This is a genomic window from Nocardiopsis sp. NPDC006198, from assembly GCF_040613895.1.
GTDB lineage: Bacteria > Actinomycetota > Actinomycetes > Streptosporangiales > Streptosporangiaceae > Nocardiopsis > Nocardiopsis tropica.
The window spans coordinates 1-14,795 of the sequence record NZ_JBEXSY010000101.1 but is presented as its reverse complement, the minus strand read 5'-3'; the positions used below and the strand labels follow the sequence as shown (position 1 = coordinate 14,795).

Below are 14,795 nucleotides of genomic sequence, written 5' to 3'. Positions count from 1 at the left end.
CCTCGTAGCCCCTCTCCCAGAAGACGCGCATGGCGCACTCCAGCGCCTCGTCGACGTCGAACTCCCTGGGACGGCCCCTCCCTCCCCGCCCGGTGCGCGCCCCCGCGCGTTCGCGCGTCCCCGTTCCACGACCGCCTCCGCGATCCCTCCCACCGCGGGATATCCATTTCGGCATTCCCCCCGCGCCCGCCGCCCGGGTGCTGTAGCGTCCTGAGTCTGCGGGCACCATGCGTGGTCCCCCCTGCGCGCACCGTGACCGACCCCCGAATGACGCGGCCCTGGGCACGCCTCGGGGGACGCGGCGCAGCCACACCCGACCGGTGCCCGCGACCAGTCCGTGGGAGGAACGCAATGGGGCAGTCGGGAGGCGCCGGCCGCGGTATCAGGGCGCAGATCAACAAGATCGTGCTGATCCCCAGCATCACCTTCCTGGTGCTGTTCGTGGTGCTCAGCACCGCCACACTCGCCCAGGCCGTCTCCCTGAGAGCCGCCGTCGGCGAGGGACGCGCCGGGATCCAGCTGGCCGCGGCCCTGGGCCTCCTCCAGGAGGAGCGCCGCCTGACCGCGGAGTACATCGCGGCGCCCGGGGCCGACACGCGGGCGGCCCTCGTCGAGGAGGCCGAGCTGACCGACGAGGCCCTCGAAGGGGTCCGGGACCTGCGCGACACCCTCGGCGACCTGGACGACCCGGCGACCGAGTCGCTCACCGCGGACTTCTTCGACTCGCTGACGCGCGTCCAGGAACTGCGCGCCGACACCCTCGCCGCCCCGGGGCGGGCCGACAGCACCGTCGGCGCCTACACAGGGGCGATCGAGCAGGGCATCCGCCTCTACGCCGGGACGGCGCGCGCCCTCGACAACGGACCGGCCTCCTCGGAGGCCTCGGCCGCCACCGACCTGATGTGGGCCCAGGAGAGCTTCAGCCACGCCGACGCCCTCGTCAGCGCCGTCATCGCCCGCGGGGACCTCGACCGCGACCAGCAGACCCGGGTCGCCGAGCTCACCGCCGACGCCCGCCACCGCGTCGAGACCGTCCACCCGGGCGCCGCGCCCGACGACCGCGAACCGCCGGCCCTGGCGGCCCTGGCCGGGAGCGGCGCGTGGCAGGACGCCCTCGGCATCGCCGACACCCTCGCCCTCCACGAGGCGCCCGTCAGCGTCGACCCCCTCACCGCGGAGGTGGTCCGCGATCCCGAGCCCCCCGCGGGGCTCGAGGACTGGCGCCAGGTCGCGGACCAGGTCAACGCGGACCTGGCCGGCATCACCGCCGCCCGGACGGCCTCCGTCGTCACGGCCACCGAGGACGCCAGCACCTGGATGCTCACGCTCGCCCTCGGCGGAGGCATCACCTCCCTGTTCGCGGGCACCGTCGCCTACGGGGTCGCCGCCCGCTCGGCGGGCCGCCTCACCCACCGGCTCGCCAAGCTGCGGGCCGACACCCTCGGATCCGCCCGCAGCGACCTGCCCCGCATCGTGCGCCGCCTGGAGGCGGGCGACCAGGTCGACATCGACACCGAGTTGAAGCAGCTGGACCACGGCGACGACGAGGTCGGCCAGGTCGCCGACGCCTTCAACATCGCCCAGCGCACCGCCGTCGGCGCGGCCGTCAAGCAGGCCGACATCCGCGCGGGGGTCAACCGGGTCTTCCTCGGCATCGCCCACCGCCACCAGTCCCTGCTCCAACGCCAGATCCAGCTGCTGGACCGGGTCGAACGCGAGGAGGAGGACCCCGACCTGCTGGAGAGCCTCTTCCAGCTCGACCACCTGGCGACCCGGGGCCGCCGCCACGCCGAGAACCTCATCATCCTGGGCGGGGCCCAGCCCGGACGGCGCTGGCGCCACCCCGTCCCGCTCATCGACATCCTGCGGGGCGCCATATCCGAGACCGACGAGTACGCCAGGGTCAGGCTGACGTCCGTGCCGGACCTGGCGCTCGCCGGCGCGGCCGTCGCCGACGTCATCCACATGCTCGCCGAGCTCGTGGAGAACGCCACCGCCTACTCGCCGCCGCACACCGAGGTCACCATCGCCACCGAGTCGGTGCCCAAGGGCGTGGCCATCGAGATCGAGGACCGGGGACTCGGCATGCCCGAGGACGTCCTGAACACGTCCAACAGGACACTCAGCGAAGCACCCGAGTTCGACGTGATGGCCCCGGGCGCGGACTCGCGCCTGGGCCTGTTCGTCGTCGCGCGCCTCGCCGTCAAGCACGACATCAAGGCCCAGCTGCGCCCCTCGCCCTACGGGGGGACCAGGGCCGTGGTGCTCATCCCGGGGACGCTGGTCGCCGCCTCCTCCGCCGCTCCGGAGCGGCCCCCGGTCGCCGCGCGCCAGGCGGCCCGGGAGCGCCGCCGGCAGGAGGAGTCGGAGGCGGACTCCGACCTGCTCGACACCGGCTACGCGCCCCGCCGGGCCAGGCCCGTCCTGCGGCCGGTCCCCCCGCACCGGGACGGGGCCGGCGACACCGACGAGCAGGGGACGCGGAACCCGCCGCCCCTGCGCAGGGTCCCGGAGCCCGTGGCCGACCCGGACCCGTCCGGCCCCGTGGCGGTGCGGCCCGCGACCGCCGCCGATCCGGCCCCGGGAGCGGCGCACGGCGGCCTCGTGGGGGCCGGGCCCGAGCGGGAGGGGCTTCCCAGACGCAGGCGCCAGGCCAGTCTCGCGCCCCAGCTCAGACAGGAGATCGAACCGGAGCGGGAGACCCCGGATGCCCCAGGCCCCACACAGAGGAGCCCCGAACAGGCGCGCCGGATGATGGACGCCTTCAGCGCCGGGACCCGGCGAGGACGGGAGGCGGACGTCGATGCCGACGGCCGCGAACACGACAGTGACGGTCAGGTCGGCGGCAGAGCCGACGATCACACGGGAGAGAGCGACTGAGATGGTGGGCAAGAGCAACGCCGCGGACAACCTGGACTGGCTCCTCGACGACCTGGTCGACCGCGTCGTCGGCGCCGAGCACGCGATCGTGCTGTCCGCCGACGGGCTGCTGCTCGGACGCTCGCGGGGGTTGGCCTCTGACGACGCCGAGCACCTGTCGGCGCTGGCATCGGCCTTCCAGAGCCTGGCACGGGGCACGGGACGGCACTTCGGCGGCGGCGACGTCCGTCAGACCGTGGTCGAGATGGAGCACTCCTACCTCTTCGTCACCGCAGCGGGGGCGGGCGCGTGCCTGGCCGTACTGGCCAGGGAGGACGCCGATGTGGGCCTGGTGGCCTACGAGATGAACCTGCGGATCAAGAGGGTGGGCCAGTTCCTCACCGCCGCGCCGCGCAGGCCGGGGCGGCTCAGCTTCATGGGAGGTACCGGTTCGTGAACACCTCCGAGGAACAGCGCGGGACGGGGTGGACCGGTCCCGCCCCCGGCAGGCCGACGACCGGTCCGTTCCCCCGGCGACCCGCGCCGTCGTGGAACCGGGGGAGGGGGCACCCGACATCGGAGGGGCCCTCGGCGGGCGTCGGAGACGCCCCCGCCGGGTCCCTGGTGCGCCCCTACACCATGACCAGGGGCCGCACCCGGCCGCCCACGGGGCCGCGACTGGACATGATCACCATCGTGGTGGCCGCCCGGGACCGGGAGGAGCGGGCCCTGGAACCCGAGTACCAGGCGATCATGCGTCTGTGCCGCAGACCCATATCGCTGGCGGAGATCTCCGCCAGGCTCGACATTCCCCTGACGGTGGTGAGGGTGCTCCTGGGGGACCTCGTCGCCGCCGGCGACGTGCGCACCCGCGCGTCCGCGCCGGTCACACGGCTTCCCGAGAAGAAAGTACTTCAGGCGGTACTCGATGGCATCCGCAGACTCTGAGAACCGGCCGCCGGAGGCGATCCCGCAGGCCGTCAAGATCATCGTCGCCGGGGGTTTCGGCGCGGGGAAGACCACCCTGGTCTCCTCCGTCAGCGAGATCACCCCGCTCAGTACCGAGGAGGTGATGACCGAGGCCAGCTACGGGGTGGACGACCTCGGCGGGGTGGAGGAGAAGACCACCACCACGGTCGCGCTGGACTTCGGCCGGATCACGATCAACCCCGACATCGTCCTGTACCTGTTCGGCGCCCCCGGCCAGGACCGGTTCTGGTTCATGTGGGACGAACTGGCGGAGGGGGCCCTGGGGGCGATCGTCCTGGCCGACACCCGCCGCCTGCACACCTGCTTCCACGCGGTGGACTTCTTCGAGCGCAGGGGCGTGCCCTTCGTGGTGGCGGTGAACCGCTTCGACGCGTCCGCCGACTACTGCCGGGAAGAGGTCCGCGAGGCGCTGGACATCTCCGGGGAGGTGCCGATCGTCATGGCCGACGCGCGTGACCGGGAATCCTGCAAGGAGGTGCTGGTGGAGCTGGTCACCCACGTGATCCAGGGCCGAAGCCCCGCCATGAGCGGCTGATCCGGGCGAGGCGTCCCCCCGGCCCCCCACCTGGGGGACGCCTCGGTATACGTTCAGGAGACACGCCCGTGAATATGGTGTTGAACGCTACAATGTCGCGTCCGACGACCACTCTTCCGACTGGGCACCCCAATCCGCCTCTCATCTGAATCCTGGTATGCGAAACTCTGACCGACTTCCCCCACGCGAACTGCCCAAGCGGCGTTCCGGCCGCCACCGCAACCCGCTGTCCTTCGACAACTGGTTCGGCACTCCCGCGCTGATCATGGCGGTCCCGGGCACGGCCGAACAGGCCAGGGGCGCCGACGGCGAGTCGATCGGTGCCCGGATGGCAGACCTCGTGCGCGCCTACCGCCCCGAGGTGACCATCCGCTACGGGCACGTCGAGGGCGACGAACAGACCCTGGCCGAGGCGCTCGCCGACCTCGGCCCCTCGGACGAAAGGCCCCTGGGCGGCGTCGTCGTTCCCCTGGTGACCGCTCCGCACCGGAGGGTCTCGGCCGCGATCGAGGACGCGGCCGTCCGGACCGGCGCCGACGTGCGCGTCACCGAGGGGCTCGGGCCGCACCCGATGCTCGCCGAGGTCCTGCACCTGCGCCTGGCCGAGGCCGGATACGTCCGGGCCGACCGCATGAGGCTGATCAGCGTGGTCGCCCGCAACACCACCATGGCGGACGGCGTCGTGGTGGGAGCCGTCGGAGGCGAGGGCGCCGTCGGGGCCGCGGGGGTGACCGCGGTCCTGCTCGCCGCCCGGTTGGGCCTGACCGTGCTGCCCGCGGACCTGGAGAACGAGGCCTCGGTGGAGCAGATCGTCGGCCAGCTGCGCCAGGGGGGCTGCCGCCGCCCGGTGATCGCCCCCAGCGCGCTCGGCCCCGAGCTGTCCGTCGAGAGGATGGAGGCGATCGCGGCGCGCTTCGGCGCCCGGCTCGGCGCGTCTCTCGGCGCGGACAGCCTCCTCGGCAAGATCGCGGCCCTGCGTTACGCCGAGGTCCTCAACTCGCTGGGCGTGGAGCAGCCGCCGACGGCCGAGGAGCTGCCCGCCCCCGTGGGCTCCCGGCACCGCCCGGAGTCCTGAGGGGCGCGACACGCCGTGCCCCCGCGGGCACCGGAGAGGGTCGCGAAGGGGTCGCCCGTTGCCACGGGCGGCCCCTTCGCCGTTCCCACCTGCGGGTTCGCCGAGCCCGGGCGGCTGTGCTAGCACAGCCGACGGGATGTCGCGCGAGAGAAAAGGCAACTGCTAGTGATCATTTGACAGCATACGGCAACGATTTTTCGATAGCCTCGGCAGGGCCGAAAGCCGCCGAGGCGCCCTCCCGGGCCCCGGCATCCGCACAGGCCGGAGGGGGCCATGCGCAGAAACCGCGACAACGCTTCCACGATCCGAGGACAGCTCACCCGCATCGTGCTCATCCCGAGCCTGTGCTTCCTGGCGCTCTGGCTCGTCGTGGCCGCAGTGGGCACGGTCCAGGCGGTCCAGCTGATGGGGGCGGTCCACCAGGCCCGCGAGGGGACCGAGGTCTTCTCGCGCGCGGCCGAGGAGCTGCGCCTCGAACGCAGGCTCTCCCTCGTCTACCAGGGGCGCTTCGAGAACAGCGGGCCCGACGAGGAGGCCTCCGCCGCGCTCGACGAGCAGAGGGCGGCCACCGACGCCGCACTGTCCTCCGCCGTCGAACTGGCCGAGCGCCTGCGCGGCACCCGCGACGACGAGGTCCGGCGCAGCGCGTCCGCGGTCACGGAGAGTCCCGAGTCCCTCGCCGGGATCCGCACGCGCATCGACGAGCACGCCGCCGTGCGAGAGGAGACCCTCCTCCGCTTCGGCGAGATCCTCGACGTCACCACCGACGCGACCACCGCCCTGGTGCACACCACCGACGGCGGTGCGAACCTCACCGACGCGGTCCTGACCAGCGAGCTCCTCGGCGCGAGGGCCGAGAGCGCCACCGCCGACGCCCTGCTCGCCGGGAGCATCGCCCGGGGGGAGATGGGCTACGAGGAGACGGCGCACTTCACCTACCTGACCGCCTCCTACCGGGACACCCTGGAGTCGGCCGCGCCCGTCATGCACCCGAGCGTGCGGGAGCACTACGAGGACATGACCGCCTCGGAGGCCTGGACCCGCACCGAGGACCTCAGCCGCCAGGTGGTCACACGGTCCCCGCTCAGGGAGACCGTGCCGGACCCCGACGTGCCGGAGGCGGAGTCCGCGTCCTCCGAACTGAACACCTCCGTCGACGTCGGCGCGGAGGAGTGGGACGAGGCGTCCCCCCGGACCGTGGCCGCCCTGGACGGACTGGCCCTCGCCCAGGCGGAGCGCACCGTCGACATGGCGTGGAGCGCGGCCCTGTTCCGCGTGTCGCTGGGCATCGCGGCGGCCGGGACGGTCCTCGCCGGCGGGGTGGTGGCCATCGCCGTGGTGAGCAGGTCCTCGCGGCGCCTGACCGTGCGCCTGCTCCGCCTGCGCGGACAGATCCTGGAGCGGGACGAGGACCTGCCCGACATCGTCGACAGGGCCCAGCGCGGCCAGAAGGTCGACGTCCACGAGGAGCTGCCGCCGCTCGACGAGTGCGGCGACGACGAGATCGGGCAGGTCGCGGAGGCCTTCGACAGCGCCCAGCTCACGGCGGTGGAGGCCGCGGTGCGCCAGGCGGAGATCAGGCGGGGCGCCAACCGGGCCTTCCTCGGCATCGCCTTCCGCAACCAGAACCTGGTCCAGCGGCAGCTGCGCCTCCTCGACGAGATCGAGTACCACGAGCAGGACCCCGAGGCGCTGCGCCGCCTGTTCCGCCTGGACCACATGGCCACCCGGGCCCGGCGCTACGCCGACAACCTCATCATCCTCGGCGGAGGGCAGTCGGCTCGGCGCTGGCGGCAGCCGCACCCGCTCGTCGACGTGCTGCGCGCCGCCATCGCCGAGACCGAGGACTTCGAGCGCGTCCGCCTGACGTCCGCCCCCCGTGTGCTCATGCACGGCCAGGTGGTCGCCGACGTGGTCCACCTGCTCGCCGAGCTGGTGGAGAACGCCACCCAGTTCTCCCCGGCGGGCACCCCCGTGGACGTCAGCTGCACCCCGACCGCCGAGGGGCTGGTGGTCGAGGTCGAGGACCGCGGCCTGGGCATGTCCGACCACGGCTACGCCGCGGCCGAGCGGACGCTCAGCCGTCCTCCCGAGTTCGACGTGATGGCGCTTCCGGACGACCCCCGCCTGGGACTCTTCGTCGTCGCCCGCCTCGCCGAGCGGCACGGCGTACGGGTGTGGCTCAGGCCGTCCCCCTACGGGGGCACCCGGGCCACGGCGCTCCTCCCCGAGTCGCTGCTGGAGCCGGTCGAGAACCCGGTGACGGTCACGGGCTCGCAGCAGGCGGTCCGTGACACCGGCGCACACCCCTCGGCCGGCTTCGGGCCGACAGGGCCGAGCGGCCCGCAGAGCCCCGTGCCCGCACCCTGGCAGACCGGCGCCCAGAGTGTCGTCCCCGACCCCGGCCGGAGCGGTCCGCAGAGCGTCGTCCCCTCGCCCCCGGACGGCATGAGGGACGCCGACCCCGCCTACGGGTACCGCGGGCCGAGGGGGGCGCCGAGCGCCCACCGCGCCGACGGGCCGTGGGACCCGGTCGACCCCGGCGGAAGGTGGATCCCCCGGACGGCCCCGCCGGTGTCCGCGCCGGGAGGCCCCGACCGCGCCCCCGGGTACGCCGCACCCGGGGGCGGCGGGGGCGCCCCCTCCGCCGTTCCCGACCGGGGAGACCCCCGAGACCCCGCTCCGCCGACGCGGACCACCGGCCCCCAGCACGGCCTGCGGCCGAACGGTCCCGGCGTCCGGACGGGGCCGCAGGGCCCCCTCCCGCAGAGGCGCCCCGAACCGGCGCAGACGGGCGGCCCCCGGCAGCCCGCGCTGCCCAAGCGGTCGGCCCCGCGCCGGGAGGAAGGCCCCCACGGCGCCGACGGCCCCCGCATGTCCGTGCCGACACCGCCGGGGGGACACGGTGAGCACTGAAGGAACCCGCGCCCGCCGTCCCGCCGAACGGACCCCCGGGCCGGGGCCGGGCCCGGCCCGGTCGCCGGGGTGTGCCGACCGCGTGACCGAACCCGGAGGGGAGCGCTTCCTGCGCCCGTTCGCGGTGGCGGCGGGGGACCCCGGGGGCGGGGACCTCGAGGACCCGGACGCGCACGGGATCGACCTGCTCACACTGGTCATGGCGGCCCGCACCCCCGGTCGGCGCGAGTGGCTGCGGCCCGAGCGCGAGGCCGTCCTCGAACACGCCCTGCGCGCCCGCACCGTGGTCGAGCTCGCCGCCGAGGTGGGACTGCCGGTCGGCCAGGTGAGGTGCATGGTCTCCACCATGGTCGCCGAGGGGGCGCTCCAGCGGTGCGGTCCCTCCCGGCCGCTCGGCAGCGGGGAGATCCTGCACGCCGTCCTCGTCGGCCTGCGCTCGCTCTGACCACGGGCCCTCGGAGGGAGTCTCCGCCGGCGAGGCCTCCGGGAGTCCCCGCGGTTCCCGGCGGGGACGCGTCCACCGGCCGTCCCCGCCCGCGCGGGCCCCGGCCGGGGTTGCTAGCGTGCCGCCATGCGCAGCACCGAACACATCGGCATCATCGGAGCGGGGATCGTCGGACTCGCCCTGGCACGACGACTCGTCCTCCACCGCCCCGGCACCCGGGTCACGGTCCTGGAGAAGGAGGACCGGGTGGCCGCGCACCAGACCGGACACAACAGCGGCGTGGTCCACGCCGGGCTCTACTACCGCCCCGGCTCCCTCAAGGCCACACTCTGCCGCCGCGGGGTCGGGCTGCTCAAGGACTACTGCGCCGAGCACGGCCTGCCCTACGAGGAGGTCGGCAAGGTCCTCGTCGCCGTGGACGCCGAGGACGAGGCCCGCCTGGACGACATCGGGCGCCGGGCCCGGGAGAACGGGGTCCCGGGCGTCACGCGGCTCGGCCCCGGGGGCCTGCGCGAGATCGAGCCCCACGCGGCGGGGACCGGTGCGCTGCACTCACCGCACACGGCCGTCACCGACTTCGTGGCCGTCGCCGAACAGCTCGCCGACGACGTCCGCCGCTCCGGCGGCAGGGTCCTGCTGAACACCCCCGTCATCGACCTGCGGCAGGACCACGACGGGGTCCGTGCCCTCACGGGAGACCCCCGCGGGGAGCGGTCCGTCCACCGGTTCGACCGGCTCGTGGCCTGCGGCGGACTGCACAGCGCCCGTCTCGCACGCATGGCCGGCGCGGCGGACGACCCGCGGGTCGTGCCCTTCCGCGGCCAGTACCACGAACTCGTCCCCGAACGCCGCCACCTGGTCAACGGGCTGCTCTACCCGGTCCCCGACCCGCGGTACCCCTTCCTCGGCGTGCACCTCACCCGCCACGTCCACGGCGAGGTCATGGCGGGCCCCAACGCCATCCTCGCCACCGCACTGGAGGGCTACAGCGCCCGCGACCTGAGCACCGGCGACCTCGCGAGCACCCTGTCGTGGCCGGGGTTCTGGCGGCTGGCGCGCCGCCACTGGGCGGTCGGGGCCAGGGAGACCCTCGTGTCGGCCTCGCGCGCCGCCTTCGCCTCCCAGGCCAGGAAGCTCCTCCCCGAGCTGGCGGCGGCCGACCTGCGCCCGGCGCCGGCGGGGGTGCGCGCCCAGGCGCTGGGCCGGGACGGCGCCCTGCTCGACGACTTCCGGGTGGACACGCACGGCCGGGTCGTGTGCGTGCGCAACGCCCCCTCGCCCGCGGCGACCTCCTCACTGGCGATCGCCGAGTTCCTCACGGACACGTTCGTGCACCCGCCCCGCGGGTAGGACACGACCCGGTCCGGCGCCGCTCCCGCGAGCGCCGGGCCCGGGTTGTCCACAGGCCGGAGAACGCTCTGGCAGCGGCTTCCGCAGCGCCCCACCATGAGAGACAGCGGTGGTCCGGGACGGTCCCACGACCGTCGCCGGAGGTGAACATGTCCGTTGCCAGGTGGATCGCGGTGGCCCTCGCCACCTCGCTCGCGCTCGCACTCACGGCGGCCCCGGCCGCCACCAGCCCACGAGGGGGAGAGTTGGACGGTTTCAGCATCGGGCACCTGCCCGCACAGATCGACGACCGGACCTCGGTCTCGGACTTCGACTACGAGTGGGGCGACGTGTCCTTCTCCACCCGGGTCTGGGAGAGGACGATGGAGGGGGGAGGGGTCAGGGTCCTCCTCCAGGTCCTGGTCATGCGCGGCTCCGCGCTCTCCGACCTGTCCGCCGTCCGCGACTTCCTCACCGAGTACCACGAGCGCTCGCCCGACTGGGCGCTCGAGGAGTTCGACAACAACGGCCACACCGCCCTGCGCGGCGAGACCGAGGTGTTCTGGGCGCCCGCGAAGGGCGTGGCGGTGGAGGTCCGCGACTCCTCCGGCCTCGTCGGCCAGGAGGAGCTCCTCGCCACGGCCGGGGGCATCGCGCCGAGCAAGGACTCCGGCTGACCGGGCGGGGCCCCGGTCGACCGGGGCCCCGCACCCTCGTCCGGGCGGATCAGCAACCGGAGAGGATGTCGCGCAGAGCGGACTCCTCGTCCGGGTCCACCGTCAGGTCCCACACGTGCTTGACCTCGATCCAGGACACCGCGTAGTCGCAGTGCGAGGACTCCAGCGGGGGCATCCACTCGGCGGGGTCGGCGTCCCCCTTGGACCGGTTGGTCGAGGCGCTCACCGCCCACAGCTGGGTGGAGTCCATGTCGTTGGCGAACCGGCCGCGCTCCTCGGTCGTCCACGCGTGGGCGCCGGAGCGCCAGCCCTCCTTCAGGGCGACCATGTGGTCGATGTCGATGTCCTGCGGGTCGGTGAAGGTCTCACCGTCGTAGGCGCTGTACCAGGACCCGGACACCGGCCTGCAGTCCTCGTCGGTCTCCACGGCGTCGCCGTCGCGGATCAGGACCGCCTGACGGGTCGTGCAGTTCTCCTGGACGCCGGTGTCCCAGTGGGGGAACAGCGCGCGGTCGTACCCGGGCGGGTCGTTCTCCTCCTCGATCCGCAGCTCCTCCAGCTGGGAGCGGGCCTGCTCCACGGACGGCTCCGAGGCCGTGGCGTCGCCGCCCTGCGGCTCGGCGGCGCCCTCGGGCGCCAGGTCGATCACGCCCAGCTGGTACAGGACGAACGCGGCGACGGCGAGCACGCCGACCACGGCGGACAGTGCGCCGCCGATCTTCGACGACTTCTTGGGCATCAGGGGACTCCACAACGGGTCGGGCGCCACACGGGGGCGAAACGGTCGTGTCCACCAGCTTGGCCCATGCCCCCACCCTGCGGGAACTCCGTCCGGGGTCAGGAATCCCTCACCCGGGACGGTCCCGGGGCCCAGGACCAAGGAGGCGGTGAGGTCGTACACGAACGAGCCCGCCAGGAGAAGGCCGGTGCCGATGCTGTGGAGCAGGGCCCGCGTGCGGTGCGGACGGTCCCGGAGCGTGCGCCACGCGTACAGGACGGTCCCGGCCGGGACCGGCGCTCACTCCACCCCCCAGCACCGCCAGCGGAAGGAAGACCAGGTCAGGCAGCTGCGTCGCGACCAGGAGCGCCCCCCATGGGCAGCTCCGGGCGCGACGCCCTGACGATGCCCGCGACTCCGAAGGGGCCGGCCGGCATCGCCTACCCCCGCCTCGTGTCCCCGGGTGCCGCACCCGTGCCGGGCGAGGTGGCCGGCCACTCCTGGAAGGCGCGCACGAACCCCTCCACCAGCAGCGCGTAGGACTGGTCCACGTCCTCGGGCAGACCGAAACCGCCGCGCGTCTCCAGGTCCACGAACCCGTGCAGCGCACTGCGCAGCGCCCGGATCGCGTGCACGGCCTGGTCCTCGGCGATACCGAACCCGCTCAGGACCGCGGCCAGGACCCGTACGGGGTCGGTGGCCGGCTCGGCCCCGGCCCCGGCCAGCACCGGCAGCTGCTGGAGGGCGAGGTAGCGCCCGGGGTGGGCGTGCGCGTAGCGGCGGTAGGCGTCGGCCGTCGCCCGAAGGGCCTCCGGCCCGGCCCGGCCCACGGTGGCACGCTGCACCTCCTCGCCGATGCCGTTCGCGCCCAGCAGCGCCACTTCCCGCCTCAGTCCCCGCAGCCCGTCGACGTGCTTGTACAGGCTGGGCGTGGCCACCCCGAGCCGTTTGGCCACCGCGGCCAGTGACAGGGAGTCGAAACCCTCCTCGTCGCTGAGCCGCGCCGCCTCCTCGGCCACCACCGCCGGGGTCAGCCCAGCCCTAGGCACCGGCGACGCCCCCCTCGGCCAGCGCCTCCACGGCGGGCACGACCGGGCCGGGCCGTTCCCGGGCCGCGACGGCGGCGCCCGCACCGACGAGGCGGACGGAGGGGCGGTGGTCGAACACGCCGGGCACGAAGACCACGGGGGAACTGAGGCTCCCGGCTCCGCGGAGGCCGCAGGCGGTCCCGCCGAGGGGGCGCTGAAGGCCGCGCACGGTCCTCCCAATATGGCTTATCTTCATAGCCAGAACGCTAATGGCATTAGCCAAAGGTGTCAACGGGGAGCGCGGGCCCACCGGGAGGCCCGCTCCGGGGCGGCCGGACCGTGCGACCAGGGGCGCCGGCGCAGCCGATAGCGTGGGGGAGGGGGAAAACCACGTGATGCCCAGCGGCATTCCGCCTAGACTCCGAGGCAGATCGGGCCCCGGGGCCCGCCTACACAACAGAGAGCAACACAGTGACCGACATCATCGACGAACTCCAGTGGCGCGGCCTGCTCGCGCAGACGACCGACCTTGACGCACTCCGCAAGGCCCTCGCCGATGGTCCGATCACCCTGTATTGCGGCTTCGACCCGACGGCGGGCAGCCTGCACGTGGGCCACCTCACCCAGATCCTCACCCTCGCGCGCTTCCAGCAGGCCGGGCACCGTCCGATCGCGCTCGTCGGCGGGGGCACAGGGCTCATCGGCGACCCGAAGCCCAGTGCGGAGCGCCGGCTCAACTCGGTGGACACCGTCCGGGGCTGGGTGGACAACCTCGCCGGGCAGCTTTCCGCGTTCCTGCGCTTCACCCCCGAGGGCGAGCAGGCGGGGCCCACCGACGCGGTGCTCGCCAACAACGGGGACTGGCTCCGCGAGATCAACGCCATCGAGCTGCTGCGCGACGTGGGCAAGCACTTCAGCGTCAACCAGATGCTGGCCCGGGAGACGGTCAAGAGCCGCCTCGACGGGGAGGGCATGAGCTACACCGAGTTCAGCTACGTGCTGCTCCAGTCCTACGACTACGTCCAGCTCTACCGGCGCTACGGCTGCACCCTCCAGACCGGCGGCTCCGACCAGTGGGGCAACATCACCGCGGGCCTGGACCTGGTCCGCCGGATGGACGGCAACGAGCCGCACGGCCAGGCGCACGGGATGACCACGAACCTGCTCACCAAGGCCGACGGCTCCAAGTTCGGCAAGACCGAGTCCGGCACCATCTGGCTCGATCCCGAACTGACCTCGCCGTACGCCTTCTACCAGTTCTGGTTCAACGCGGACGACCGGGACGTGGTCCGTTACCTGAAGACCTTCAGCTTCCTCTCGGAGGACGAGATCGCCGAGCTGGAGCGCCAGACGGAGGAGCGGCCCCAGGCCCGCGCCGCCCAGCGCACCCTGGCCGAGGGCCTCACCGCGCTGGTCCACGGCGAGGAGGAGTGCCGCAAGGTCCGGGAGGCGAGCCTGGCGCTGTTCGGCCGGGCGGACCTGTCCGAGCTGGACGGCCGGACGCTCGATGCGGCGCTGGCCGAGGTGCCCAGGGCCGAGGTCGCGGGACCGGTCGACGGCCTGCTCGTCGCGGACCTGTTCGCGCAGAGCGGTCTGACGCCGAGCAAGTCCGCCGCCCGCCGCGCCATCCAGGAGGGCGGCGCCTACGTGAACAACGTGAAGGTCACCGACGTCGAGGCCAGGCTCGGGACCGCCGACGTCCTCCAGGGGCGCTACGTGGTGCTGCGCAAGGGCAAGCGCAACATCGGCGGTGTCGTCCTCGACGGCTGACGACGTGCTGTGGCCGTGGGCCGGCGCCTCCAGGGGCGCCGGCCCACGGCTGTGTCCGGGGCGGGCCGTCCACGAAACTTTGCGGCCGCATGGGGGTTTCGGCCGGGAATCTCCCGGGCACGATCGTCGTTGTCTGGCACAACAGGCGACGTGACACGCGGTTCCGGAACGGGAACCGGGCACGTCAGGGGCCTTCAGAAGCCGCCCGGGACGGGGCGACAGGGTCCCGGAGCGCCGGTTCCACATCGGCTCCGGGCTCTGACTTGACGTCTGCCCCCACCCTCCCTATACTCGAAAAAGTCGCTGCGGCACGGCGAGCTTCCACTGGGAAGACTCGGCGCCGGTCCGCGACGGGCGACACAATCTCTTCTCTGGATCACGCGGTTCGAGCACTGTTCGGGCCATGTAAACTCAGGGAGTCGCTTCAAAAGCCTAGTCCATTCGGACAAAAGC

13 protein-coding genes are annotated in these 14,795 nt (G+C 73.6%); 10 read left to right on the top strand and 3 right to left on the bottom strand.

All coding sequences use genetic code 11. The annotated features are described in order from the left end of the window. The first annotated feature begins 351 nt into the window (after positions 1-351). The 9 genes from ABZ234_RS32865 to ABZ234_RS32825 all read left to right on the top strand — a co-directional run bounded on the left by ABZ234_RS32865 (position 352) and on the right by ABZ234_RS32825 (position 10,826). On the top strand, positions 352-2,880 hold the full coding sequence (locus ABZ234_RS32865) for a nitrate- and nitrite sensing domain-containing protein (RefSeq protein WP_355014641.1): 2,529 nt from the start codon (positions 352-354) through the stop codon (positions 2,878-2,880). A gap of 1 nt (position 2,881) precedes the next feature. Further along, on the top strand, positions 2,882-3,316 hold the full coding sequence (locus ABZ234_RS32860) for a roadblock/LC7 domain-containing protein (protein ID WP_267948948.1): 435 nt from the start codon (positions 2,882-2,884) through the stop codon (positions 3,314-3,316). Continuing rightward, complete coding sequence (locus ABZ234_RS32855; RefSeq protein WP_267948949.1) at positions 3,313-3,807, top strand: DUF742 domain-containing protein; 495 nt, start codon at positions 3,313-3,315, stop codon at positions 3,805-3,807. Before ABZ234_RS32860 ends, ABZ234_RS32855 begins: the two co-directional genes overlap by 4 nt. After that, the gene (locus ABZ234_RS32850; RefSeq protein ID WP_267948950.1) at positions 3,788-4,384 is read left to right on the top strand and encodes an ATP/GTP-binding protein; all 597 of its coding nucleotides are present in this window, start codon (positions 3,788-3,790) and stop codon (positions 4,382-4,384) included. The genes ABZ234_RS32855 and ABZ234_RS32850 overlap by 20 nt, the downstream gene beginning before the upstream one ends. 157 nt (positions 4,385-4,541) lie before the next feature. Then, positions 4,542-5,459 carry a cobalamin biosynthesis protein CbiX gene (locus tag ABZ234_RS32845; protein WP_330157765.1) on the top strand — a complete coding sequence of 306 codons (918 nt, stop codon included), beginning with the start codon at positions 4,542-4,544 and terminating at the stop codon, positions 5,457-5,459. A gap of 273 nt (positions 5,460-5,732) precedes the next feature. Beyond that, the gene (locus ABZ234_RS32840; protein ID WP_355014640.1) at positions 5,733-8,375 is read left to right on the top strand and encodes a nitrate- and nitrite sensing domain-containing protein; all 2,643 of its coding nucleotides are present in this window, start codon (positions 5,733-5,735) and stop codon (positions 8,373-8,375) included. Further along, positions 8,365-8,820 carry a DUF742 domain-containing protein gene (locus ABZ234_RS32835; RefSeq protein ID WP_355014639.1) on the top strand — a complete coding sequence of 152 codons (456 nt, stop codon included), beginning with the start codon at positions 8,365-8,367 and terminating at the stop codon, positions 8,818-8,820. The genes ABZ234_RS32840 and ABZ234_RS32835 overlap by 11 nt, the downstream gene beginning before the upstream one ends. A 126-nt stretch (positions 8,821-8,946) precedes the next feature. Continuing rightward, positions 8,947-10,170 (top strand): L-2-hydroxyglutarate oxidase, encoded by a 1,224-nt coding sequence (gene lhgO / locus ABZ234_RS32830; RefSeq protein WP_355014638.1) that lies wholly within the window; start codon positions 8,947-8,949, stop codon positions 10,168-10,170. Positions 10,171-10,415: 245 nt separating this feature from the next. Then, positions 10,416-10,826: a hypothetical protein gene (locus tag ABZ234_RS32825; RefSeq protein WP_355014642.1), complete on the top strand. Its 411-nt coding sequence runs from the start codon at positions 10,416-10,418 to the stop codon at positions 10,824-10,826. Between the two features lie 49 nt (positions 10,827-10,875). Here ABZ234_RS32825 and ABZ234_RS32820 read toward each other — a convergent pair whose 3' ends face one another. The 3 genes from ABZ234_RS32820 to ABZ234_RS32810 form a co-directional block, all read right to left on the bottom strand. Continuing rightward, positions 10,876-11,565 (bottom strand): HNH endonuclease family protein, encoded by a 690-nt coding sequence (locus ABZ234_RS32820; RefSeq protein WP_267948956.1) that lies wholly within the window; start codon positions 11,563-11,565, stop codon positions 10,876-10,878. Positions 11,566-11,984: 419 nt separating this feature from the next. After that, on the bottom strand, positions 11,985-12,593 hold the full coding sequence (locus ABZ234_RS32815) for a TetR/AcrR family transcriptional regulator (RefSeq protein ID WP_355014637.1): 609 nt from the start codon (positions 12,591-12,593) through the stop codon (positions 11,985-11,987). After that, positions 12,586-12,828, bottom strand: coding sequence for a hypothetical protein (locus ABZ234_RS32810; RefSeq protein ID WP_355014636.1), 243 nt, complete (start codon positions 12,826-12,828; stop codon positions 12,586-12,588). The genes ABZ234_RS32815 and ABZ234_RS32810 overlap by 8 nt, the downstream gene beginning before the upstream one ends. Positions 12,829-13,043: 215 nt before the next feature. Here ABZ234_RS32810 and tyrS point away from each other — a divergent pair, with 215 nt between their 5' ends. Beyond that, positions 13,044-14,342 (top strand): tyrosine--tRNA ligase, encoded by a 1,299-nt coding sequence (tyrS, locus tag ABZ234_RS32805; protein ID WP_344186024.1) that lies wholly within the window; start codon positions 13,044-13,046, stop codon positions 14,340-14,342. The last annotated feature ends 453 nt before the right edge of the window (positions 14,343-14,795 follow it).

Bases quoted from the DNA above. Each gene is read 5' to 3' on its own strand.
- ABZ234_RS32810 (WP_355014636.1), bottom strand. From the start codon at position 12,828: ATGAAGATAAGCCATATTGGGAGGACCGTGCGCGGCCTTCAGCGCCCC.
- lhgO (WP_355014638.1), top strand. From the start codon at position 8,947: ATGCGCAGCACCGAACACATCGGCATCATCGGAGCGGGGATCGTCGGA.
- ABZ234_RS32860 (WP_267948948.1), top strand. From the start codon at position 2,882: ATGGTGGGCAAGAGCAACGCCGCGGACAACCTGGACTGGCTCCTCGAC.
- ABZ234_RS32840 (WP_355014640.1), top strand. From the start codon at position 5,733: ATGCGCAGAAACCGCGACAACGCTTCCACGATCCGAGGACAGCTCACC.
- ABZ234_RS32820 (WP_267948956.1), bottom strand. From the start codon at position 11,565: ATGCCCAAGAAGTCGTCGAAGATCGGCGGCGCACTGTCCGCCGTGGTC.
- ABZ234_RS32865 (WP_355014641.1), top strand. From the start codon at position 352: ATGGGGCAGTCGGGAGGCGCCGGCCGCGGTATCAGGGCGCAGATCAAC.
- ABZ234_RS32850 (WP_267948950.1), top strand. From the start codon at position 3,788: ATGGCATCCGCAGACTCTGAGAACCGGCCGCCGGAGGCGATCCCGCAG.
- ABZ234_RS32845 (WP_330157765.1), top strand. From the start codon at position 4,542: ATGCGAAACTCTGACCGACTTCCCCCACGCGAACTGCCCAAGCGGCGT.